Annotated in this window: 20 protein-coding genes; 5 read left to right on the top strand and 15 right to left on the bottom strand. The window is 31.3% G+C overall.

What is annotated here, in order from left to right; all coding sequences use genetic code 11:
- Window positions 1–31: 31 nt before the first annotated feature.
- Complete coding sequence (locus QYS47_RS12980; protein ID WP_322346627.1) at window positions 32–958, bottom strand: NAD-dependent epimerase/dehydratase family protein; 927 nt, start codon at window positions 956–958, stop codon at window positions 32–34.
- 216 nt (window positions 959–1,174) lie between these two features.
- Between QYS47_RS12980 and QYS47_RS12975 the strand changes: the two genes are divergently transcribed.
- The 4 genes from QYS47_RS12975 (at window position 1,175) to QYS47_RS12960 (ending at window position 5,278) form a co-directional block, all read left to right on the top strand.
- On the top strand, window positions 1,175–1,444 hold the full coding sequence (locus tag QYS47_RS12975; RefSeq protein ID WP_322346625.1) for a helix-turn-helix transcriptional regulator: 270 nt from the start codon (window positions 1,175–1,177) through the stop codon (window positions 1,442–1,444).
- Between the two features lie 95 nt (window positions 1,445–1,539).
- Window positions 1,540–1,761 (top strand): hypothetical protein, encoded by a 222-nt coding sequence (locus QYS47_RS12970; RefSeq protein WP_302101345.1) that lies wholly within the window; start codon window positions 1,540–1,542, stop codon window positions 1,759–1,761.
- An 82-nt stretch (window positions 1,762–1,843) separates the two neighbouring features.
- The gene (locus tag QYS47_RS12965) at window positions 1,844–2,626 is read left to right on the top strand and encodes a GLPGLI family protein (RefSeq protein ID WP_322346622.1); all 783 of its coding nucleotides are present in this window, start codon (window positions 1,844–1,846) and stop codon (window positions 2,624–2,626) included.
- Between the two features lie 6 nt (window positions 2,627–2,632).
- The gene (locus tag QYS47_RS12960; RefSeq protein WP_322346621.1) at window positions 2,633–5,278 is read left to right on the top strand and encodes a hypothetical protein; all 2,646 of its coding nucleotides are present in this window, start codon (window positions 2,633–2,635) and stop codon (window positions 5,276–5,278) included.
- A gap of 112 nt (window positions 5,279–5,390) precedes the next feature.
- On the opposite strand, the gene QYS47_RS12955 is transcribed toward QYS47_RS12960, so the two are convergent.
- The 3 genes from QYS47_RS12955 to metG form a co-directional block, all read right to left on the bottom strand.
- Window positions 5,391–7,382: a sensor histidine kinase gene (locus QYS47_RS12955; protein WP_322346620.1), complete on the bottom strand. Its 1,992-nt coding sequence runs from the start codon at window positions 7,380–7,382 to the stop codon at window positions 5,391–5,393.
- Window positions 7,383–7,807: 425 nt separating this feature from the next.
- Complete coding sequence (locus QYS47_RS12950) at window positions 7,808–8,464, bottom strand: phosphoadenylyl-sulfate reductase (RefSeq protein ID WP_322346619.1); 657 nt, start codon at window positions 8,462–8,464, stop codon at window positions 7,808–7,810.
- An 80-nt stretch (window positions 8,465–8,544) separates the two neighbouring features.
- Window positions 8,545–10,617, bottom strand: coding sequence for a methionine--tRNA ligase (gene metG, locus QYS47_RS12945; RefSeq protein ID WP_322346618.1), 2,073 nt, complete (start codon window positions 10,615–10,617; stop codon window positions 8,545–8,547).
- A 113-nt stretch (window positions 10,618–10,730) separates the two neighbouring features.
- On the opposite strand from metG, the gene QYS47_RS12940 reads away from it, so the two are divergent.
- Complete coding sequence (locus tag QYS47_RS12940; protein WP_322346617.1) at window positions 10,731–11,531, top strand: helix-turn-helix domain-containing protein; 801 nt, start codon at window positions 10,731–10,733, stop codon at window positions 11,529–11,531.
- Window positions 11,532–11,694: 163 nt separating this feature from the next.
- Here QYS47_RS12940 and QYS47_RS12935 read toward each other — a convergent pair whose 3' ends face one another.
- The 11 genes from QYS47_RS12935 to QYS47_RS12885 all read right to left on the bottom strand — a co-directional run bounded on the left by QYS47_RS12935 (window position 11,695) and on the right by QYS47_RS12885 (window position 23,611).
- Window positions 11,695–14,028: a cadherin domain-containing protein gene (locus tag QYS47_RS12935; protein WP_322346616.1), complete on the bottom strand. Its 2,334-nt coding sequence runs from the start codon at window positions 14,026–14,028 to the stop codon at window positions 11,695–11,697.
- Between the two features lie 115 nt (window positions 14,029–14,143).
- Window positions 14,144–15,256, bottom strand: coding sequence for a TlpA family protein disulfide reductase (locus QYS47_RS12930; protein WP_322346615.1), 1,113 nt, complete (start codon window positions 15,254–15,256; stop codon window positions 14,144–14,146).
- A gap of 223 nt (window positions 15,257–15,479) precedes the next feature.
- Window positions 15,480–16,787, bottom strand: coding sequence for a serine hydrolase (locus QYS47_RS12925; RefSeq protein WP_322346613.1), 1,308 nt, complete (start codon window positions 16,785–16,787; stop codon window positions 15,480–15,482).
- 101 nt (window positions 16,788–16,888) lie between these two features.
- Complete coding sequence (locus QYS47_RS12920) at window positions 16,889–17,308, bottom strand: hypothetical protein (RefSeq protein ID WP_302124227.1); 420 nt, start codon at window positions 17,306–17,308, stop codon at window positions 16,889–16,891.
- Between the two features lie 43 nt (window positions 17,309–17,351).
- A complete protein-coding gene (locus QYS47_RS12915; RefSeq protein WP_302124229.1) occupies window positions 17,352–18,230 on the bottom strand; it encodes an alpha/beta fold hydrolase in 879 nt (292 codons plus the stop codon).
- Window positions 18,231–18,320: 90 nt separating this feature from the next.
- Window positions 18,321–19,133 carry a CPBP family intramembrane glutamic endopeptidase gene (locus tag QYS47_RS12910; RefSeq protein WP_322346612.1) on the bottom strand — a complete coding sequence of 271 codons (813 nt, stop codon included), beginning with the start codon at window positions 19,131–19,133 and terminating at the stop codon, window positions 18,321–18,323.
- 71 nt (window positions 19,134–19,204) lie between these two features.
- Window positions 19,205–20,323: a helix-turn-helix domain-containing protein gene (locus tag QYS47_RS12905; protein ID WP_322346611.1), complete on the bottom strand. Its 1,119-nt coding sequence runs from the start codon at window positions 20,321–20,323 to the stop codon at window positions 19,205–19,207.
- Between the two features lie 195 nt (window positions 20,324–20,518).
- A complete protein-coding gene (locus tag QYS47_RS12900) occupies window positions 20,519–21,241 on the bottom strand; it encodes a hypothetical protein (protein WP_322346609.1) in 723 nt (240 codons plus the stop codon).
- Between the two features lie 2 nt (window positions 21,242–21,243).
- Window positions 21,244–22,398, bottom strand: a complete 1,155-nt coding sequence (locus QYS47_RS12895; protein ID WP_302124237.1) for a serine hydrolase domain-containing protein — start codon at window positions 22,396–22,398, stop codon at window positions 21,244–21,246.
- Window positions 22,399–22,493: 95 nt separating this feature from the next.
- Window positions 22,494–23,075 (bottom strand): LytTR family DNA-binding domain-containing protein, encoded by a 582-nt coding sequence (locus tag QYS47_RS12890; protein WP_322346607.1) that lies wholly within the window; start codon window positions 23,073–23,075, stop codon window positions 22,494–22,496.
- Window positions 23,076–23,344: 269 nt separating this feature from the next.
- Window positions 23,345–23,611, bottom strand: coding sequence for a hypothetical protein (locus QYS47_RS12885; RefSeq protein ID WP_302124242.1), 267 nt, complete (start codon window positions 23,609–23,611; stop codon window positions 23,345–23,347).
- Window positions 23,612–23,677: the final 66 nt, after the last annotated feature.

Here is a 23,677-nt window from a genome sequence, read left to right as displayed (position 1 = left end):
ATAAATGGGTTGCAGTTTCTGCATCCCTTCTTTAAAATCTTAAATAATTTTTAAAATCAATTAATTCTTCTTTTAAGCTTTTTGTATTTTCTGGAATTTCGATGTATTCACTAAGCTTTGTCTGCGGATTAACTAGAAGTTCTCTTAGCTTTAGATGTTGATTTATAAAAGTAAATTCCATTTCAGGATAAATTTCTTTCAAAGCATCTACAATATCTAGCACTTGTAAATTGCGATCAACCACATTATAGAATCCCGAAGGGATCCCCTTACTCATGCTTACTTGCTTGATGATATCAGTAACCTTTTGAATAGAAATAAAAGGTCTGTGTTGTTTACCATCTCCATTAATGGCAATTCTTTTATTAAAGTTTGCGTCAAACATGAAACGGTTTATCACCGCATCAAAACGGACTGCATTAGCATAACCGTAAACATTACCTAATCTTAATATTTGAGTATTGATTTTATCGGAAAGTCGGGCAACGTGTTCCTCTCCTCTCAATTTTGATATTCCATATATGGTTCTAGGGTTGGCCTGATGATCTTCATTTACCATATCGTTTGATGAACCGAATACAGAAATACTACTCGCAAAAATAAATTGTTGAACATTTGATTCTTCTACCGCATAAACTAGTTCGGCTGTGCCCCAATGGTTACTTTGCTCAAAATAATGAGGATCAGCATCGGCAAAGGGAGTTGTTACTTTTGCAGCTAAATGAATTACAGTATCTATACCATTTAAAGCTTTAGATAGCTTTCGAGTATCCAATAATTCTCCTTGGATAAATTCTATTTTTTCGTGATTCGGTAATTTGCTACCTAGAAAGAAATGGTAATTGTTCCTGCTGAGGTTGTCGTAAATGACAATTTTATTGATTTTCTCATCTGGAAGAAGTTGTTCAATTAAGGCTGAACCTATATAGCCAGCTCCACCCGTAATTAATATGTTCATAGGATTGATGTTTCTTTTGCAAGTTGCAAAAGTAAGTGATTAATGATAGTTGTAAAAATTAGAATACTAAAAATACTCTTTTAAATTTTATAAACTATCGTGGTTTAAATATGAATAAATGAATATGTTATTGTGATAATTTTACATTTTTTACTTTGTTTTTAGAATCTTATAAAATATTTTAGTTGAAAAATTAACAAACCAAAACCTAAAATTATGTTATTGAATAAGAATTCATATGTTTTACATTCTCGTATTTCACATGCTAAATTGACTTTTAAAGAATTAGAAGTTTTATCTCTTTGCAAAAAAGGTTTAAGCTGTCAGGAAATCAGTGACCTTCTTTTCATTAGCTTAGAAACCGTCAAAACTCATAGAAAAAGGATTATTAAAAAGCTTGGTTTAAGAGGAAAGCAAGAGTTTAGACAATTTATCATCGAATCACTAAAAGAAGATTTAATAAGGGAATTTTCAATATCACCCTAAAATCACCCCAAAGGGTGATTCATTTTAAATTTTTGGTTTCCATATTTAAACTGTGATCACAATAAATAAATTTTCTAAACTAAAATTCAAAAATTATGATTCAGAAATTCAAAAATTCAGTCTTGGCTTCAGTAGCAGCAGCTGCTATGTTGTTTGTAGTAAGCGTAAATGCTGAAGCAACAGAAGTATCAACTGTTGATTCTGTAGAAAATTATGAAATTGCTAAATGTACAGTAAAAGATCCTGGTGGTTTTTATGCAACTGGAAATTGCCGAGCTGTAATGAAACATTACCAGCAATGGAAATCAATGCAATAAATTAAATTAAAATCCAGGCTTCAAAGAGCCTGGGTTTTCTTATTAAATTACTCAACTATCGTATGACCTCTAAATATTTGATATGAAAAGCATAAAAATGACCCTCCTTTTTATTTTACTTTATTTTCCGTTCAATTATTTGCTGATAGCTCAGGAATTTAACGGACTTGCAAAATATAAAGTAAGATTAGCCGAAGATAAGTTCGACTTCGATGCTTCACTTTTCTTTAATGAGAAATTTTCCAAATTTATTTATAAAGAAAATGACAAAAAGAAATGGGTTGTTGACTCCGATGATCCTATGGGTCCTATTCAAGTAGTCCACACTGATGATCAAGGATATATAGTATGGAGATCGATTTTGGATCCTAATATGTATGTAAGAGAATTTTGCGGCTCCGAAAGACCAGAGGTCTATTTGGATCCAATAAAATTTGATTGGACCTTGGTTAACGAAGAGAAAGAGGTTGCTGGTCTATCCTGTCAAAAAGCGACAACCTCTTTTCGTGGCAGAGAATATACAGTTTGGTATACGACCTCTATACCCATAAGTGTTGGTCCTTGGAAATTTAATGGATTACCTGGCCTGATTGTAAGTGTAACAGACAATAAAAATGAAGTGCATATTAGATTAGTTGATTTGAATTTATCCGCTTCTATACCTGATCTATCTAATCCGTTTCAAAACACCACTATCACTAGAGAGAAATTTATAGAATGCTTAGATTCTGAATATGAAAAATATTACCGAAGAAATCAGGCGATAATAGCGCAGTTGCAGGCCCAAGCTCAGGCTGACGGAGATGATATAGAGATTTCAGATGGTGGATTAAGCAAAGAAAGAAAGAGTACAGAACTCAATTAGCGGACTATGAGGAAGTTCCTGATTATTCAAATGGTCATGAATTTGATCTTCGTCCTTTCAGTCTTTTCTCAAGAGCCAATATCTGATCCTGAAAATACTATTACTCTAAAAGGGCGAGTCCTTTCTGAAGACTCTAGCGCAGTTGATTTTGCTTACGTGATAGCGCAGGAAGTTGTGAGTGGAAAAGTATTAAATTATACCTTTAGTTCTGATAAAGGATATTTTTCTCTGGATTTGGTCTCAAAAGATGATAGCGTAGTATTGATCTTTTCCAGATTAGGGTATGTTAAAAAGGAGCTTACGGTAAATAGTTATAGCGACTCATTATTTGTTGTTCTTTCGATGGATTCATCAAATTTCTTGAACGAGGTCAAAGTTATACCGGATGTAATAACCTCATCTGAGGATAGCGATACGATTTCTTATTTTGCTAATTCCTTCATCGATGGTACTGAAACTAATGTTGAAGATTTGTTAGAGAAAATGCCTGGATTTTCGATAAATAATGAAACAGGAGAAATTAAATATCAGGGTAAAACTATAAAAAAGATTCTCCTTGATGGAGATGATTTAACGGGCACAAATTATAAAGTTATAAGTAAAAACCTGTCTGCTGATTTAATTGAAGAAATAGAAGTGCTTAAAAATTTTTCTGATCTTAGATTACTTAAGGGTATTAAAAAGTCAGAAGATGTAGCAATAAATCTAAAAATAAAAGATGAACTAAAATCACCTTTTTTCGGGAATGCAAAACTTGGAGGAGGTACAAATAGTCGCTACTCGGGAGATGCTGATATATTATCCTATAATAAAGCCATGAAGCTATACTTTATTGCTTCAGCAAATAATACTGGATATGATTTAGAGAGCTATGACTTAGAAACTTATATGGATATCAATATGGCGGAATATAAAGGTTTCTTTGGGTCTAGTGAAATTTTAGAAGGACGTTTGGAGGCTCCGCCATTTTTTCCAGAGGATAAATTTACATTCCATCAAGGTCAATTTTTATCTAATACTATGTTGGTAAATCTATCCGAGCATTCGAATCTTAAATCAACTTCAACCTTCTATAATAATGATATAAATTTTAATTTTAGAGATTCAATTAACTATCTGATTGATGAGGAAAATTTATTCATTTTTGAGCAGGAAAGGTTTCAAAATAAAAAACCATTAGAATTTTTTCAGGGTATAGAATATACTTCTCAATTATCCAAAAAAGAAGACCTAAAAGCAAAAATTCAATTTCGAAAAAGTATTGAAGATATTTCTTCCTTAAATCTTAATAGCTTCAATACAATTGAAGATCAGATGTTGGTTCAAAAAGATTTATTATATTCTAATGTGAGTTATCAACGTCAACTAAATTCTAAATGGGTTTTTACAACTGAATTTGAAGGGAATTTTGATAATCTGACTGAGGAAATATCGATACAAAATGATCAACTTGACAACCTAGATTCTTCACTACAACAAAAATCAAGTCAGGCATTATATAATGTAGGGGCAACCTCATCTTTTATTGGACTACTAAAAAATAACTGGCAAACAAATTTGTCTATTTCCTTTATTCACTCATCATCTCAAATGGATATTGGTGATGGTCAAGATTTTTTCTATCCAAGATCAGAGCTAACAGTAAATAATTTTAGTGTTGAAACTGAAATCGTTAAGTGGTTTAAAAATCATAAAGTTTTTTTTAGACCAAAATTCAAAAACTTATATTATACAAAAGATGGATCAAATTCTTCTAATTTTTTGGTAGAACCTCAAATCGGGGCAGTTTTCAAGGATAAGTTTTTTCAAAATTTAAATGCTGAAATGAAAGTTTTTGGTCATAGAGAATTCAATTTACTAGAGCCTACTCAATTACTTTCCACGAGTTTATTAATCGATAATAGAACTACAGCAACTTATCAAACTGAGGTCGAAGAGTTAGTCAAAAGGGATGTAATCGCTGCTAATATTGCTTTAAGTGATATGAATAATACTTTCATCAGCGGAAGTCTTGAGGCTGGATTAGTCAGAGCAGAAAATGAATTATTTAGTAGAGTATCATTTGAAGATGAAATTGTTTCAATCGAATATTCTCAGGCAGATAATGTTGAGCAATCCTTTTTTTCTTCCTCTTTAGATAAATATTGGCCATCAATTAAAAGTACATTTAAATTCATTTATGAATATAAAACGAGTAGTACTCCATTGGTAATCGAAGATATTGAAGCCTCTAGTATTCTCTCTCAAAAAGCGTTAAGCTTTACCTCTGGATCATCACTAACCTCTTCCATTAATTTAAGCTTAGGTGTTAAACACAATTCAATTCTGAATATTTGGGGAGAGCGTGATGTACGAATGGCTTACAATAATTATAATTCGAAATTAAATTTTAAATTTTTGCCTAGAGCCTTATTTTCTTTTGAATTTATGTCTTTACATTTTCAAAATCTTCAAGATGGGTTTAATCCAATATTGAATAGTTTAGTTAGATCTGAATCAGAAAATGGTAAATTCACGTTTGAGCTGAGAGCAAATAACATTCTTAATAATAACAATGTTGCTGTCAACAATATCGAGTTGACTAGTTTTTCAGCTAATATCTTTCCTTTGATGAATAATTTTTATCTTTTTTCAATTAAATATAGATTTTGATATAATCTATGATCCAAAAAATGGGTTTAATTGAATCCATTTCGATCATTTGTATGTGCTAGCATCAACTTAGTTAATTTATATTATGAAGGCTATAATCCTTGCTAGCTTATTATAGGTTAGGTAGAGATAAAATAAAGGTTGTACCTTTTCCGTAGGTACTTTTGAAAGTTATGGTTCCACTTAATTGCTCTACTAAAGTTTTCACTATTGATAAGCCTAAGCCAGTACTACTTTCTCCGGCAGTTGGCTTATTACTCATTTTTTGAAATTTCTGGAATAATTTGTCCTTTTCTTCCTCTCTAATTCCAATTCCTTGATCCTCAATCTCGATTTTAACATCACTATTTTTATTAGAAACTTTAATGAAAATTGATTTATTATGGTGGGTAAATTTTATGGCATTAGAAACCAGATTATTCATGATGCGATGAAGTTTTTTCACATCTGTCTTAAACTTTTTTGCCTCAGTTGATATATCACATATTAGATTCACTTTTTTTAGACGTGCATTATCCTCATGTAAATGAATTACTTCCTCAAAAAAATAATCAATATTGATCTCTTCAATTTCTAAATCAGGTTGACTTTCAATTTTATATAATTGCAGTAAGTCTTCAATTAACTTAAGACCTTGTTGGTTAGATTTTTGAAGTTTGCTGATATAATTTTCTACTTGAGGATTTAATGAATCATCCATTTTAATAAGGTTGATCAAGCCATTATTATTATTTAAAGGTGACTTTAAGTCATGAGCTAAAACGTGAGTTAAACCATTTTTTTCATCATTTATTCGCTTCAATTCTTCATTTTTTTGAATCAAATCAAAATTTCTTGTATTTAGTTCTTCTGTTCTTTCATTCACCGTTTTTTCTAAAAGGGAATTGTAGGATTTTAATTCTTCACTGAGCTCTAAGTTTTTCACATAGGTATCGTTTTGACGATTTGCTAAAATTATAACATGACTAAAGAGATAAAAGAAAACACCCAATGCAAAAACAGTTTCACCCACTAGTTGAGAGTGATGAATTAAGATTTCTACCATTGTAGCTGCAAAAAGAATTAAGAACCCAATTAATGCGATTAGGATTTCTTTATTCTTTCCACAACAAGCTTTTAGCAGAAAGTATAATATCCCAAATGAAACTATTACGGTTATTGTCTGCATAATCGGTACTAAGTAAGAGGAATAGTAAATCGGAGAAAAAACCGTAATAACTGAAGCAACAATACCTACCACATATGTAATGCTTGATAATTTATTAGGGATATATTCAGGGAATAAATAGTAAATAAAGCGAACTGTAAATGCCAATAATAAATAGAAACTAATAAGTTCTACACGAGTGCTCAACCACCATGGGAAATGCAAATACTCTATTAAAATATATTCATTTACGCTTAAGGTTCTCAGAATTGTAAATAAACATACTAATATGAAGTATGTATTCATTTTGCTGCGTGTTCTAAAAAGATTGGCTCCTAAATGATATAGTCCCATAAAGAATATAGATCCAATAAGGAAAAATGCTAATACAATATTTTGACCTTTCTCCTCAATTAAGTTAATATAGCTGCTAATTTTTGGAGCCATGGTCATACCGCCTTTTCTGTAATGGTAATTAGATACTTGAATGATAATTTCCAATGTATCTGCTTTAGGAAGTGGATAAATTTTGGTTTGATAATTAGGTTCTGCCTCTTCTTTTGATTTACCTACCTTACCAACTCCACCTAATACAATATCATTAACTATAATTTTATAGTTAGTACTGATTACATTACCATTTATGGCTAATTGATTTACATTTTGATCAGGAATTACTTTAGTGTAGTAAGTAGCAAAACCAGTGGAAGGAAAATCTATTCCTTTTTGATCAATATTTGACCAGCTATGAGGGACACCAACATATATTGCTGAATCGATATTAGCCATTTGTTTGGCCGACAATAATTTTCCAAATTCAATCTGCCAATTTCCAGCTAATGAAATAACATTTTCATTCAATTTGGAATCTCTTAAATCAAAAACAGCATTCTGTGCTATCGATGAAAAAGATAGAATGAATGTTAGAATAAAAATGGAAAAAATCCTGTAGGCCATACTAAATCTTATTACTAAGTAAATTTACTTAGATGCAAAATTACTTATTGAAATAGAGAATCAAGATCATATTTTAGTACAAACAGTACAACATAAAGAAATAGTACAATATTGCTGATATAATTGTGAATAGCTTAAATTATTATAAGTATAAATAAATCAAGCATGCATATATTATAGATTAATACAATATAATTTTATTTAAACCCACTGATTTATTAGATGAGCTTTTATTATATCATAATAGGGGAGATGTTTTAATTTAGAATGATATTAGTGAATTGAATAAAAAAATTGGTAAAAATCACCCAAAAGCCTTTGAAATATTATGCATACATAATAAAAATCACTTCAAACTAAATTTTTAAACTTAGATAAGTTATAATTTGAGTTTAGGATTATTGTAATTTTAGCCAGTTTAAATATTATTTAATCAGGTCAGTGTGTAAACCACATTCAGTTTTATTCATGCCATACCATCTGCTTTCTCTTTCCTGCATATCAAGATCAAACTTTCTAGTGCAAGGCTCACAACCAATGCTGAAATATCCTTTTGCTTCTAAAGGGTGATCAGGTAAATGATGTGCTTTACGATAATCATGGATCATTTTAGAATTCCAATCTAACATTGGATGTAAACGAGTACTTCCGTGTGGGGCAGCTTGTTCAACTTTCATGGAGGAACGTGTTTTACTTTGATCAGCTCTTACTCCATTAATCCAAATGTCATGCTTCATTAAAATGGCATCCATTGGTTGTGTTTTGTTTAAATAGCAGCAATAATCCGGATCAGAAGTAAAAAACATTTTTCCATCAGCATCCCTTTGCATATTCTTAGGAGTAAGTGGTTTCAAATCGACTAGATTAGTAAGCCCAAAATCATTCATGATTTTATCACGAAAAGCCACTGTTTCAGGAAAGTGATAGCCGGTATTGATAAAGTAAACTGGAATATCAGCATCAATTTCACTTAGCATATGTAACAATACTAAGCTATGTGATTGAAAAGAAGATGTTGTGAAATATTTCTTCCCATCTTTCTGAAATTGGTTGAGTTTTTTATCCAGTTCTTTAAAAGTCATATAAAAACTATTTAAAATTAGTCGTAGTATTTAGTTTGGAGCCTATAAACTACGACTAATTAATTGGTTCTATTGTTATTTTAAGAAATTGTACTACCCGGATTTACATTATTTCCAGGTTGAACAAATTGAAGATTACCCTCTGCATCTTCTGCCATTAACACCATACCTTCAGAAACTTCTCCCATCATCGGACGTGGTGCTAAGTTTACCAATACAGTTACTTGCTTTCCTTCTACTTCTTCAGGAGTAAAATGTTTTGCAATACCGCTTAAAATGGTTCTTGTATCCAAGCCAGTGTCAATAGTTAGTTTTAAAAGCTTATTAGATTTTTTAATCTTTTCTGCTTTTACTACAGTGCCAACACGCATATCCATCTTCATGAAATCATCAAATTTGATTTCATCTTTTATTGGAGCTACTTCTATATCCTTATCAGTCATTTTATTTTCTTTTTTGGTGTTTTCAAGTTTTTGAACTTGCTTTTCAACTACCTCATCTTCTATTTTTTCAAAAAGTAATTCTGCTTTTTTGATCGTATGATTTGCTTCCAATAAATCAATACTACCTGCTAAATCCCAGGCAAAAGCTTCGATATTAAGCATTTTCCTCAATTTTTCAGCAGTGAAGGGTAAAAATGGTTCACATACTATACTTAGATTAGCTGCAATCTGCAATGCAATATTCATGATGGTTTTGACACGCTCATGATTTTCCTTTTGTAGCTTCCAAGGTTCAGTTTCGGCTAAATATTTATTTCCTAGTCGAGCAAATTCCATCATTGCACTTAAAGCTTCTCTGAATTTATAGTTTGTTATCTTTTCTTCAATAACATCAGGGAAACTTTTCAATTCATCTATTACCTCTTGATCGTAATCGAAAAGTTCATTTCTTGCAGGTACTTTACCATCGTAGTATTTGTGAGTAAGGACTACTGCACGGTTGATGAAGTTTCCAAAAATCCCTACAAGCTCGCTATTGTTTCGAGTTTGGAAGTCCTTCCATGTAAATTCATTGTCCTTAGTTTCAGGCAAAGTAGCAGCTAAGGCATATCTTAAAACATCCTCCTTACCAGGGAATTCCTCGACATATTCGTGTAACCAAACGGCCCAGTTTCTACTGGTTGAGAGTTTGTCTCCTTCTAGATTTAGAAATTCATTTGCTGGCACGTTTTCAGGCAGAATATAGTCTCCGTGCGCATGTAGAATGACTGGAAATATTATACAATGGAATACAATATTATCTTTTCCTATGAAATGGATTAAAGTAGAATTGTCTTCTGGGTTTTCCTGTTTTTTCCAGTATTTCTCCCAATCAGTTCCATTTTCTTCTGCCCACTGTTGTGTTGAAGAAATATATCCAATTGGAGCATCTAACCATACATATAGCTTTTTACCTTCAGCACCTTTTAAGGGAACATCAACACCCCAATCTAAATCTCTGGTCATGGCTCTTGGCCTCAAACCTTCTTTCAACCATGAACTGCATTGACCATAAACATTAGGTTTCCATTTTCCTTTTTTACCCTCAATTAACCATTTTTCCATCCATTCCTGGTATTTGTCAAGTGGTAAAAACCAATGTTTAGTAGTTTTTAATTCTGGAGTCTTACCACTTAAGGTAGATATGGGATTTATTAGGTCAGTTGGATTTAAAGAGCTTCCGCATTTTTCACATTGATCACCGTATGCTCCATCATTACCACATTTTGGGCATTTTCCAGTTATATACCGGTCTGCTAAAAACTGTTTGAAATCTTCATCATAATATTGCTCACTTTCTTTCTCAACAAACTCACCATTCTCATAAAGTTTAAGGAAAAATTCTTGAGAAAGCTTGTGATGATTTTCCGCTGAGGTACGGTGATACATATCAAAGTTAATACCTAATTTTTTAAAGGTATTTTTATTGAGCTCATGATATTTATCTATGATTTCATTAGGCGTAATCCCCTCTTTCTTTGCTCTTATTGTTATGGCTGCACCATGTTCATCGCTACCACATATGTAAACAACATCCTTATTTCTCAATTTTAAATACCGTACAAAAATGTCTGAAGGTAAATATGCACCCGCTATATGGCCAATATGTAATGGGCCATTTGCATAGGGTAGGGCTGCAGTTACAGTATATCTATTATTTAGTTTTTGCATTACTATAATTTTGCTGCAAATATAGGAAGAATATAAGGAGAACTATATTTCAACTTATTAATTTGGTTTATTTTTACCTACTATATTTACCATATCTAAATCAAAAGTCAAAATTGGGAATAGGCAGAATTTATCCAGAAGAACCACTATCGCTTTACATAAAGGAGATTTATCATGCTTCCTTCACAAATGAAGATAGAATACCTGTTTTGGATGATTGTTGTCACGATTTGGTGATTTTTAGAGAAGCTGACGCCCGTTTGTATTGTGCTGAATTTACAGAAGGTATAGAAATCAATCATCACATATTTAGCATTTCTAATATTTCTCCTCCCTTTTCAATTGAGTTTCCTAAATCTTTAAATTTTATTACCGTAAAATTCCAGCCATGGTGTAATAATTTGTTTTTTGGTGGAAAATGGAAACCAGGAATAAATGATGTTTCTCAACACTTTAAGCCAATTTTTAAAACAAACGATGCTAGTGAATTTTTTCAAATGGACGATCCATTTGAAGTAATGCAGCTGAAGCTAAAAGATTATATTAAGACTTTTAATTTGAGTGGTAAACAGAGATTATTAAAGCAAATTATTGAATTAATCTATCAGCAATCAGGGCAATTAAAAGTAAATGATTTAGAAAAAAGATTTGAGCTAAGCAGACAGTATTTAAATAAATTATTTAAAGAAGAAGTTCAATACTCCATAAAGCATTTCATTGGAATGGTTAGAGTAATGAATGCAGTAAAAATCCAACTTCACAATCCTAAGATTTCCATGACGAAATTAGCCTATGACGTGGGATATTATGACCAAGCTCATTTTGTTAGAGACTTTCAGAAGGTGGCAGGAATGTCACCCAAAAAGTTCTTTAATCTCAATGGAGCTTTTTTTAAAAGGCATAAAATCAACTGATACAAAAAATTTTAAGTAGTTACTATCAGTTTTATTCTTTTTTTTAAAAAACTAATTCTTAAGTGTTTACCCTAATTAAAATGCGTTATTATGTGAAATTTTAAAAATTTCAATTTTATAACCATTAAATATATTTAAAAAAATTATAGTATGAATCACCTAATTAAAGTTTTACAAAGTTTTTATGTTTGTAAAATCCATCGATTTCAATTGTGGCATGATATAATCCGCTTTTTAAATTATTAATGTCAATTATAGTATTTTCTATTATTTCTCTTTCAATTAAAAGCTTTCCATAATTATCATAAATGTAGAGCTTACCAGTTTCAGAAATCATGTTGCCTATAAGAATATTAATCTGATTTGATGCAGGATTTGGATAAATATTAAATAGATTATTATTCAGTCTATCCTTGGATTTTGTAATGATTTCATCAGTTATATCTAGCAGTTCAATTGTAATGAATGCAGTATCTGATAATTCTCCATCATTTGATTCAATTTCTAATGAAAATGATTTTATCAATTCAAAATCTAGATTTTCCTCGTCATTCACTATCAATGAATCTCCATTTATAATCGAGAAGGTGTTTGAGCTATTTCCACTAATAATTTTGAAATTTATGGTGTCTTCATCTTCATCATTAGCAATTAACTGACCAATAAAAGTCCCATTGGAAGTATTTTCTAAAACAGTGAAAAGGGTGTCAGAAATGTAAGGTGTTTCATTAATATTGGTTACTTCAATTGCAAAGTTTTCTGAAATTTCTGCTCCAATTCTATCCTTAACTTTTACCATAATTTCAAATACTGATTTCTCTTCAAAATTCGGTTTAAATAATGCAGTTAGTCCTCTTTCTGTAATTTCAAATAAACTATTGTCAGCTTCACCAATTGGCAAAGAAAAGATCAAACTATCTCCATTAGCTATATCAATATCTTCTGCTATAAGATCGCCTATGTGCTGACCAATAGTAGAATTTTCGGCAATTTGATTATTAGTTAACGATAAGTTTCTTGGTATAAAATTATCTATTTCAATGGTTATCAAACCTGTACTTAGAATAAGATCAGGTATATTTGGATTACTAATTTCGCATCTATAATTCCCTAAATTGGTTTCAGTTATACTTTTTAAATTTAGTGAGGCGGAATCTGCTCCTTTAATTGGAATTGATTCAAGGTACCACTGGTAATTGTTTAATGTACCTGTTAATTCGCTTAATAAAGTAATGTCATCGCCCCACTGCAATGTAATAGTTGAATCTAAAGTGTAGGGTTTTTGAGGCACATAAGATATTGTTAGATCAATGTTTTTTTCGAGGGAAGAAAATTGAAGTCTATTATTAACTACTGTAAAATAATTTAGCGGTAAATTAGATAAATCTGGTAAGTAATTAATTTCGTTATCCTGAATATCAAGGGTTTTTAAGTTTAGAAGACCAGTAAATGATTCAGGTAAAGCACCTTCAAAATTATTTAATGCGATATCAATAAATCTTAAATTTGTGAGGTTACCAATTTGTATCGGGATTTCACCGTCAAATTGATTTCCTCTTAAACTGAGGGTTTCTAAATTTATTAAATTATTCCACTCTGCAGCAATTGAACCAATTAATTGATTACTAGATAAATCTAATTTTCTTAAAGCGGTAAGTTGAAAAATATTTTGAGGAATTGATCCCGTCAGTAAGTTATTTTGTATTGAAAGGTTCTTGAGTGAGCTAAGATTACCCAATTCGGAAGGAATAGTCCCTGTAAATTGATTTGAATTTAAATCAATGATTTCTAGTTTAGTTAAATCTGCTAACCAAATAGGAACATTTCCTTCTAAATTATTTGAGGGAAGACTGAAAGATTTAAGTTCAGTTAAATTAGCAAATAGTTCAGGTATTGTGCCGCTCAAATTATTTACTCCGCAATTGAAAAATTGAAGGTTAATCAGATTTCCTATTTCTTCAGGTAAAGAGCCATTCAATTGATTCACTTCTAGTCCTAGGCTTGTTAGCTTATTAAGCTTGCCAATCGTTTGTGGAATACTACTTGTTAATTCATTATTCCCAAGACTTAGAACTACTAATTCAGTACAATCTCCTATAGAGCTTGGGATTTCTCCACTTATTTGATTTCGCTGAAGCGACAGAATCTCGAGTTGAGTAAGCTTATTTATACTTGATGGAATTATACCGCTTAATGTATTTTGATCCAATGTGATATTGGTGATTTCGACTAAATTAGTTATCTCCTCAGGGATCTCACCTACAAGATTATTAGCCAATAAATTAATTTGTTTTACTCTGTTATCTATAACATAAATTCCATACCAGGAATCAACATTTCCAGTGAGCCAATTATTATTATTATTCCAATTGTCACCATTTGTTGAATGGTATAATTGTACTAAAGCCAGAGAATCATTCGTATTGATTTGGCTAAAAATAATGGAGGGGTAATAGCATAATAGTACCGTATAAAAGAATTTTATTATTGACTTCATATACTGAGATTTTTAAATAATTAAAAAGGTTACTATCCTAGAAAAGAATAGGTCATCAAAACTTTAATTTCAATTAATTTCATTTTCAATAAATTGTAAAAATTGATTACTCATATTAATTTTCTGCTAAAGTCATTAAGAAATCTTTATCAAATCCGATTACTACCTTTTCAATGAGACCCTCTTCATCTATTAGAAAAAAGTTAGGTGTGGAGGCAGCACCATATAATTCCGCAATTTTATCAGCTTCAGGAATGACAGGATACGATATCGGCATCTTTTCGAAATAATATTTTACTTTATCAAGCTGGTTTTGATCTTGAATGGATAAATAGAAAGCTTGAATATTATCTGCCAATTTGTAATCATTTGCATTCATCAATTGAAGGGCATCTTTACAATAACCACAGCCAACACTAGAAAAGTTTAATAGAATTTTTTTACCTCGGTAGTCTTCTAAATCAATTTCTTTATTTTGAAGATCATCGATTTTAAAGAAAGGAGCTTCTTGGCCTACCTCTAGGTGTTTTATAACTTTTTTTCCTGTATATACAGTTGATGTGTATCCGGGAGGATTTGTAAAAGTTAATTTTTCTGGAGTTGAGCTTAAAATATAGTTTGAATAAATAACAATCCGTATCTGCGATAATTTATTCTTATAGTAATTTAAGCGCGCCCATCTCTCTACTAATTTGGTTTGAGGATTGATAAAAATATGCTGTTCTGTATAAACTTTGTTACCATCAACCACTTTGTCATTTTCTACAAAGAAATAATTCTTTAGAGAATTATTATTCAATACAGTGTCCCTTAGATAGACCCAGTCTTTTTCTTGTAACATGACAAGTGGTGAATGCTTAAAGTTTGGTGAAGATTTTTTTTGCGTTTCCCATATTTCAGCTCTATTCTCTGGATATTTTACAACCTGCTTTGTATACTGGTTGATTAATTTCCATTCTCCGTCTATTTGTATAAGACCACCAAGATCGCTTTTAATAACAAAATCATAATCATAAGCATTTAAACCTTTTTTAACAAAAGTTGAAACTGTATTAATGGTATCAATTTGTCCTGAAGGATTAGGAAAAAGGCCTGTTTGCTGATATTGAACACTTTTGCTACTCTTTAATTTATCCGTTGCTTCTCTGAGTAATGCTTGAGGATCTTCTTTACAAGCGGAAATTATTCCAAATAGGAAAAGAACGAGTAGTATTGTGAAATTTTTCATTTTGTTTATAATTAATGTAGTATTTTACATTGGGAATCCTCTCATTGATGGTTAGTTTCCGACATAATGTGTTTCAAATAAAGGTCGAGTTTGTTATATGCTGAAATACTTTAAGTCTTATATGGGTATTTGAGACTATTTAAGCGAGGTTATTGTATCGCAATTTATAAAATGCTTAATAAAAGGTGCCGTAAAGACACCTTGACAATATTAAACCAACTGACTATTCAATTAAAATACCTTGCCACCTAACTCCTTGAAAATCCATTAAGGCAATAGAATTACCCTCTTTATCCTTGGTAAAAATAAACGACTCCTTACTTTTCGGATCCCAGAAAAAAGTAGAATCATTTTCAGGAATTAATTCACCTGCAAAATTCCCTTTTTGATAGGCATTTAGTTTGCCTTCTTCAAGTTTTACCGATATCACGATATGACCCGCATCTACGAAATCATAAGTGCCCACATATTTTTCTAATATTGATGATGGAACTTCAATAGCTTTTCTGTTCACTTCCTTTGGTATTTCCACATCACCTCCATCCATAATTGAGATGAGATCTTTGGTTAGATTTGAAAAGGGGATATTGTCATAATTCGCTAGGAATATAATTTTATATCCTTTTTGTAAATCTGTATAAACCCATGCTCTTTTACCTTTGGTTCCTCCGGCATGAGTGATGATGTTATCTTCAGCTAACTCATTATAGAGCTTATTTTCTGTAATGAAGTCAAGAAATTTTTTCATGTCTTCCACCGTTGAAAAAGTATGTCCTTGTTGCATATCAGATTCATCTTCCCCTACCAATTGAATAGAATCATTCTTTTCAGTATGTCCAAAAGCATATTTATTTAATTGACCTTTGGGGTCTAAATAATGGCTACCGGAATTTTTCATTTTAAGAGGATCGAAAAAATTATTTCTTAAATAATTTGCATATGTTCCTCCCGATTTTTCCCCAATGATCTTGTATAAAAGTTGAAAACCTATGTTAGAATAACGAGAATCTGACCCAGGTTCAAACTCCAATTTTTCTTGATGAGCTAATTCGACTACTTGTTCAGGTGATAGGTCAATTCCTTTTCCTTCATAATTTTTAAACTCTCTCCCTAAACCAGATTGGTGATGCATCAATTGATCAATGGTAATTTCATCGCCTCGTGGGAATTCAGGGAAAAAATCAGAAAGCTTTTGATCAAATGCTAACTTTCCTTCATGTTCAAGTTTTACTAGGGAAGCTTTTGCAAATAGTTTTGCTATAGAGCGAAGGTCAAATTGATGCTGCACACTTACTTTTAAAGTAGGAATTTCCGCTTCTATATTGTATGCCTTTGAGAAAACATGGCCTGCACTATCTTCAACTAAAAGTACACCATTGAACTGCTTTAGGTCAGTTAAGGCAGTCATGTATGTATCTAGTATAGTAAAGCTTGTTGGTTGGTTTATCTTATTATCGGACTCTCTGTCTTCCTTACAGTAAACAAGTGATAAGCCAACAAATGCAAGAAGTATTACAGATTTTACTTTCATGATTTAGTATTATTTTCTTGCAAAATTAAAGATCTACAAACTTCTGTAATTGTATAAATGTAAACCACCCACCGCTTTCTTTTAGGCTCATTATCAAAATATCATTTTACTTTTTTGAAAATCAATTTTGATCCGCTTTTCCCCTCAATAATTGGTAAGACAATAAGGGAATCATTTGAGAGGTGATAAATTTCTGCTTGCCTTTCATATGGTCTATCGATTTCGGTAATAGTAAGGATACCATCCTTATTTTTATAGATAGCCCTTCTTTTTACTAATTTTTGTTTTTCAATATCTGTATAAATAAGTGTATCATTTTGAAAATGATATTCTCCTTTTTCTAGCATGAGCCTGAATAATTCATCAATTTGTTCTTTTGTATCAGGGTCTCCAAATGTATAAGCAGGAGAAAGCTTTATATTATCAATTGCTCCATAAGATTGAATTTTCCATTTTCCTTCAATTTTTGGTTCAGATTGAATGATTGTACCTAGTATTATTACGGTTAGGATGTATTTCATAATGTTGAATGTTTAGCTTTAAGTATATTAAATTATCTTAATATTATTTTAAGGACAGAAGGATTTTCCTCCATATTTCAGGGTCTTCAGTTAGATAATGCCCCTTACCTTTAATAAAGTGTTTGGTGCAATTTTGGAGTTCATTACCGAGCTGCGCAAGTGGTTGAATGGGAGATAAAGTATCTTCCATGCCATGCCATAGCTCTATTTTTGTTTTAATGTCTTTTATGCAGAAGTCCCAGCTCTTTGTAAATAGTTTTGCTTCTGTTGTTGCAGCCTGAACTCCGTTTTTAAATGCTTCTCTCATGTGTAAAAGTAAAAGTTCCGCATTATCCTTATTTTCAATTATTAATTTATCAGCCCTACAAAGATGCTTGGTATTGGATATAATTGAATTTATGTAGCGATCTGGATGATTATCTATTACATTTTTCTGCGCGTTCAGTAGCTTTTTAAGCAACCAAGGAAATTGCTTAGCCAATCTGAAGATCATTTTGTTTTCAGATGCCATATGTTTTGGAGGCTTACCTTTCTTAAATTTGCCTACTGTAGAAACTATTCCACATCTTTGGATGAGGGGGGAGTTCATGCTTGCTACGGCTAAAGCAAATACACCACCACCTGACAGACCCAGTATAGAGACTTTGGAATATCCGTAAAAATGGATAAGTTCCATGATATCTTTACTGAAATTCATAAATGAGACATCAGCACTTGGGGTACTATTTCCAAATCCAGGTCTGTCAATTGTAATCAATCGTATGCCTAAAGATTTACTTATTTCATCCTCCACTTTAAACCATATTCTGGAGCCAGGTAAACCATGTAGGGCAATTATAGGATATCCATTCAAATCTCCATATTCATTAAAGGCTAGATTTCTTCCGTCAGAAAGCCGTAAAATATTGTAATTATTATTCATGTTACCTTATTAAAGTTTGAATTTAGAGGAAGTTATGAAAGGAGAGATGGCGCAGGTATCCTTAAATCTCTCCTTTAATTTTTTTAATTATTAGTTAGCTGCTTTCGCTAAGGATGTTTTTTTGCTTGAATAGTTTTGTCTAAAAAGAAAAAATATTCCAATTGACAGCATACCTATTGTAATTAGTATATTTAATCCACTAGGCTCGTGTAGAAAATTTGGGAAGAACAAAATGAGCATAAAACTGGTCAGGTCCACTAAAAAATGCCCCCATATAACCAATGCAGTGGATTTCATTCGGTCTGCAACTATACTGAAAATTACCGAAATAATAATATATGGGAGAATTAAAGGTAGCGGCAGAAAATGTAAAGCTGCGAAGATGATTCCTGTAAGACTAAAGCTTAACCATTTGTTATATTTTCTAACTAAAACATTTTGAATATGACCTCTATATACTATTTCTTCAGTGAGTCCTGCACAAAAAGCTAATAATGCAAGAACAGGAATAGCAGTAAACAAATTTAAAGCTTTAAAGCTCTGAATATAGGCTACTTGTTGCGTGGTGTCAATGTTGAACACGTAAGAAAATAATGGGCCAATCGATTGAACAATTAACAATATTGCAATTAAATAGAGCCAATTATCCGATTTTTTCATATTAAATCTAAAAGATATTTGAACATCCTTTTGCAGATCAAATTTCGCGTACTTTTTATTTAGCTTATAAAATGCATAAAGCAAAATAGCAGCAATCGGTACGGACCATGGCCATTCATTATGTAGTTGAAAATTCAATCCAATTAAAGATTGAATTGCAATAACTACTGGAAATAGTATAACTAGATTTAAAATTATGGCTTTCAGCCATGCAGGTGTTTTTTTCCAAAGAGTTTTCATCATTTTTATTTTTGTTAATGATGCAAACCAAATAAAATTGGAGTTTTTGAAAGTCCATTTAATCTTATTCGGACTTATTTTTTAGATAGTCTGTACTGTTTAGGCGTATATCCAGTCTTCTCTTTAAAAATTTTATTGAATGTAGATTTACTTTTGAATCCGTTTTGGTAGGCTATTACAATGATTTGTTCATCCGTCTCAATTAATTTTTCTTTTATTTCTTCTATTCGGTAGCTATTTATAAAGTCATAGAAATTTTCAAATTCACTTAGTTTAATGAGTTCAGTCAAATGAGTTGGTTTAATTCCAATATAATCTGAAAGTTTATTGAGGCTTAATTCCTCATCTAAATAATACTTTTCCTTTTCTAGTTTTTCTTTAAGTTCGGAAAGTTGTTCAAATAAATGATCTCTGTTATTAACTGTTGAAGTTGAAACAGCTGCTTTTTTATTCTTTACTAATTTTGGAGGTGCATAATTTTGATTGAGAAGATGGGAGCTAAAAAATATACTAAATGCCGAAATTGAGATTAAAACAGTGCCCGCAACGTACATTGCAGAAATAAAGGGGAATACGTACAAAATGAAATATATTAGAAGGGGAAGGAAAAATAGTCCAATCCACCAACGCTGAAAACTTATTATCCAATTTGCTTTTAAGCTATCTATAGTAGAAAACCTATCTAATAATCCACGGTTATAAATTCTTGCTATTTTAACTGCTCTAACTATATAAATTAAACTTAATCCCATTGCAAAAAGTATAAAAATGCTGGCGTCTAAATCTGCCATGGAAGAACCATTAAGCATATTATTAACAGCCTGTTGATACTGGTTGACGATTGTAGCCGGATCGGCTATAAGTTGAAAAGTAGAAAGTATAAAAAGTAAAATAAATGGTATAAAGTGAATGAAATCTTTAATTGATAATCTTTTGGAATCGATTAAAGACCGGGTGTAAAGCCAGAATAATGGGCCATCTAATAATAATAGTGTCTGATCATAAATGATATAAGAAGCTGCAGGGGTTTCATTAAGATCTAATTTAATATAGATCAGAAAAAATCTAATTAACCAAAGGGTTTGTAAAAGTATACTGAAGTTTTGTGATCTTTTATTTGCTACATCTTTCCTTAACATTTGAAAAATCACAAATACTAAAACCCCTATAACTGCTGCAATTAGTAGTTTCATGAATACTTTAAACTGAATACTTGATACGATGAATCATAAAATCTATTAAAAGTAATGGTTTGAGATGTAATAATGCAAAAAGATGAAGATTAACATTTATGCTTTAAATAGAATAAATAAAGCACTTTTGAATCTCAAAAGTGCTTTTCATAAATGTTTATACTATTAGGGTTACATTATCTGAATTATTTTAATCTATCGAGGAAATTTATTTCCCCTTCTATATTTTCTAACGATTGTATCATTTGAATCAGAAATTCCAGTCATAATTAAGTTCTCTTCATTTACCTCAATTTTCCAACTTTCTGCATTTTCTCCTTCAGAATGAGGTAGAAATGTAATTTCAGGTCTATGTCCATTGATATGCCAATAACCGCTTAGTCTTTCACCCTCTGTATTTCGGTTTCTGTAAATTCTATCCCACCGTATGTGAAGATAATGCTTACCGTTTGGATCAAATTCTTCCATAATGGATTGATTATCTTTCTCTATAGATTCTAATAACCAAATTCCCTGCAAATAATCAGCTGGTGACATGGGTAATTTTTCAATAGGCCGTAAAGTTACTTTAACATTCATTCCTTCCTCTTCTCTTTCCCAGTACATATGATCTTTATCAAATGATACATCAAATGCACCAAATTCATCTTTTATACCTAAAGGATTATTGCTGCTAAATTTATTTTCCAGAGAATCGTATTGCCAATTTCCTTCATAATTTTTTAACCAACCATTACCAGATTGGGTAGTGCCGTCAGGGTTAAAACGAAACCACTTGGCGACCGGAGTCATATTATTTTCTCCCACGTTTACATTTATGGCTTCCCACAACCCTGTCATTCTTGATTTCTGACTATATGATGTGAAAGCAAAAAGCATAAGGAAAATTATTGAATAGTTTTTAATTGATTTTATCATGATTATTTTATTAAAATGTGTGTGATAATTTTTCCTAGATTTAATTCATCAGTTCTATTGCCTACATTGCTTAAAAAACTAATGACGAATTCACCTTCATTAATACTTATTAATAAAGATCTATAGCCATCCGTACTACCTCCGTGAATGATGTAAGGCTTTTCAATTCCCAAATCACCGAATTGACTTTTATTTTCTTTATTTACTGTTACCCAGCCGTAACCATAGCTGACAGAATTGCTAATGTCTTTTAGATGATTGGTTTTAATTATTTTTAAGGAAGATTCTGATAAATAACCCGGATTGCTCATAGATAAAGCCCATCGGTTTAAGTCTGAAGCTGTAGAAAATATTCTTCTCCCTAAGCTGAGGTCTATAAATGGAGTTTCTTCCCATTGATTAGTTGCCTCATTGAATTGATAGGCATCCGCTAGTTTTTTTATAATCTTCTCATTTCTACTTGTTGCAACTGTATTTTTTAAGCCCAATGGTTTCGTCAAGTTTTCATATAGGACATCAGCAAATGCTTGACCATAAGTATCCTCTATAATTATAGCTAATAAGTGATAAGCAAAATTACTGTAATAGAATTGTTTGCCAGGATTAGCAATTGGTTTTAATTTACTAATGAAATCAACGTATTCTGTATTAGTGAATCTTGATCTTTTTAATTTTAAAAAACCATTCATTCTTAGTTCTTCAGATACTCCATCGTAATCTGGTAAACCAGCATTATGGCTCATCATATGATGCAGGCTTATATCTGGATGAAAGGAACCCTCATATTTATAATCTTTTAATAAGTCTATTAATTTATCATTAAGGCTTAATTTCTCCTGCTCAACCGCTTTCATAATTAAAGCTGAGATCATTGATTTATTAATAGAGGCAATGTCGTATTTAGCTGTTCCATCAACCGGAATATTCCAGCTTCGATCAGCTAAACCAATATTGTTTTCATAGATCACATTTCCATTTTCTGTAATAACTATTTGCCCTTGAAATAAATCTTGCTTGTTCCGTGCTATAATTACAGAATCAATTTCTTTGATTCTTGGGTCAGTGATTGATTGTGTTTTTTCTGTTTTATTCTGACTGCAGGAAAGTAGAATGAATCCCACAAAAAGCAGAATGAGTAAATTTTTATTTTTAATCATAGGGTTTTTTTTTCTCAAATATGAAAGGAGAAAAGCCTATTTGAATAATCTTATCCTACTTTTGGGACGAAATCTTTGTATTTGTGATGAAATTTCTAATTGATAAATGCAGATTCATATTTTTTTGAAACAGGAAGGAGAGTAGAGTCAATTTCAATCTGAATTTTACCTCTATCTTGCTTAATATTTTTAATGTTTTCTTTATTCACTAAGTAACCTCTATGGCATCTTTTTATGCTTGAATATTTACTTAATTCATTCTCTAAATTCTTTAGTGGTTTTCTGATGAGGTGTTGCTTGCTTGATTGTCCGGTTAAATATTGAATATTGATGTAATTCTCAGAGGAGTTAGCATACAAAAAATCCTCCTTTCTAATTTTCAATTTGTCCTTTCCACTTTCTGATTGAAGGATTAAATATTTATCAGTTTCTTTTGTAGAAAAAACAACCATTCGAATTAACCCATAGAGAACGAGTGGAAAGATCATCATTAAAGGAAATTCTAGCATAATAAGATAGTAGCCAACCCAGTCCCATTCTTGCCAATTCCAAAAGAAGTTAAATAGAATGAAAATTAGCTGGGCTCCTAAAAACACCAGTCCTAAATACCATAAAATATGATGAAGAGTCTTTTTGAGCTTTAATTTTGGTTTAAGCCAATATTCTGCAGGGGTCAAGTAGAGAAAAGTTAACACACCAAAACAAATAGCCCTAAAAATATGCGAATGACCCGAATAAGAGATTCCCGTTTGAATACCATAAGCTCTAAAAAAATATAGAAAATAGAATACAGAGAAACCTGAAATAATATCAAATATTAAAGGAAAATATAATAAAAGAATTTTTCTGCTTTAGAATTTATCTAGTAATTTTATGAAGATCAGATTTGCGTCACCCCCTTTCCCGTTAATAATCAGGGAAATAGAAAGGGAATCTTTGGAAAAATTTAATTTATTTGCGCTTGTCTTTCGAATGCTTTACCTATTTCTTTAAAAGTTAGCATCTCATTTGTCATTGTTAAAAGTGCTCTCCTTTTTACTAAATTTCCTCCTTCTAAATCCATATAAAAGAGCGTGTTATTTTTGAAATGATATTCTCCATTTTCAAGCATTTGATCAAATTGAAGGAATAAAGAATCAATTTTAAGTGTTGCTGCTTCCTCTGTTATTTTACTAGCTATTGCTTCCTTCCGCGCAAAATGTATGAATTCCAATAATTGGAGTAAGCCGCCCCGCCCAGAAACCTAAGTGGGTTATATCCTTATTAATTGTAGCAAGTT

Source organism: Marivirga arenosa, assembly GCF_030503875.2.
In the GTDB taxonomy this organism is placed as follows: domain Bacteria; phylum Bacteroidota; class Bacteroidia; order Cytophagales; family Cyclobacteriaceae; genus Marivirga; species Marivirga arenosa.
Note: the sequence above shows the minus strand (reverse complement) of the source record. Positions and strands in the feature narration are given on the sequence as shown.

Coding starts and splice junctions, on each gene's coding strand:
- QYS47_RS12975 (WP_322346625.1), top strand. CDS start 1,175: ATGTTATTGAATAAGAATTCATATGTTTTACATTCTCGTATTTCACAT.
- QYS47_RS12935 (WP_322346616.1), bottom strand. CDS start 14,028: ATGAAGTCAATAATAAAATTCTTTTATACGGTACTATTATGCTATTAC.
- QYS47_RS12965 (WP_322346622.1), top strand. CDS start 1,844: ATGAAAAGCATAAAAATGACCCTCCTTTTTATTTTACTTTATTTTCCG.
- QYS47_RS12980 (WP_322346627.1), bottom strand. CDS start 958: ATGAACATATTAATTACGGGTGGAGCTGGCTATATAGGTTCAGCCTTA.
- QYS47_RS12910 (WP_322346612.1), bottom strand. CDS start 19,133: ATGATGAAAACTCTTTGGAAAAAAACACCTGCATGGCTGAAAGCCATA.
- QYS47_RS12960 (WP_322346621.1), top strand. CDS start 2,633: ATGAGGAAGTTCCTGATTATTCAAATGGTCATGAATTTGATCTTCGTC.
- QYS47_RS12920 (WP_302124227.1), bottom strand. CDS start 17,308: ATGAAATACATCCTAACCGTAATAATACTAGGTACAATCATTCAATCT.
- QYS47_RS12900 (WP_322346609.1), bottom strand. CDS start 21,241: ATGATAAAATCAATTAAAAACTATTCAATAATTTTCCTTATGCTTTTT.
- QYS47_RS12925 (WP_322346613.1), bottom strand. CDS start 16,787: ATGAAAGTAAAATCTGTAATACTTCTTGCATTTGTTGGCTTATCACTT.
- QYS47_RS12930 (WP_322346615.1), bottom strand. CDS start 15,256: ATGAAAAATTTCACAATACTACTCGTTCTTTTCCTATTTGGAATAATT.
- QYS47_RS12950 (WP_322346619.1), bottom strand. CDS start 8,464: ATGACTTTTAAAGAACTGGATAAAAAACTCAACCAATTTCAGAAAGAT.
- QYS47_RS12955 (WP_322346620.1), bottom strand. CDS start 7,382: ATGGCCTACAGGATTTTTTCCATTTTTATTCTAACATTCATTCTATCT.
- QYS47_RS12895 (WP_302124237.1), bottom strand. CDS start 22,398: ATGATTAAAAATAAAAATTTACTCATTCTGCTTTTTGTGGGATTCATT.
- QYS47_RS12905 (WP_322346611.1), bottom strand. CDS start 20,323: ATGAAACTACTAATTGCAGCAGTTATAGGGGTTTTAGTATTTGTGATT.
- QYS47_RS12970 (WP_302101345.1), top strand. CDS start 1,540: ATGATTCAGAAATTCAAAAATTCAGTCTTGGCTTCAGTAGCAGCAGCT.
- QYS47_RS12915 (WP_302124229.1), bottom strand. CDS start 18,230: ATGAATAATAATTACAATATTTTACGGCTTTCTGACGGAAGAAATCTA.
- metG (WP_322346618.1), bottom strand. CDS start 10,617: ATGCAAAAACTAAATAATAGATATACTGTAACTGCAGCCCTACCCTAT.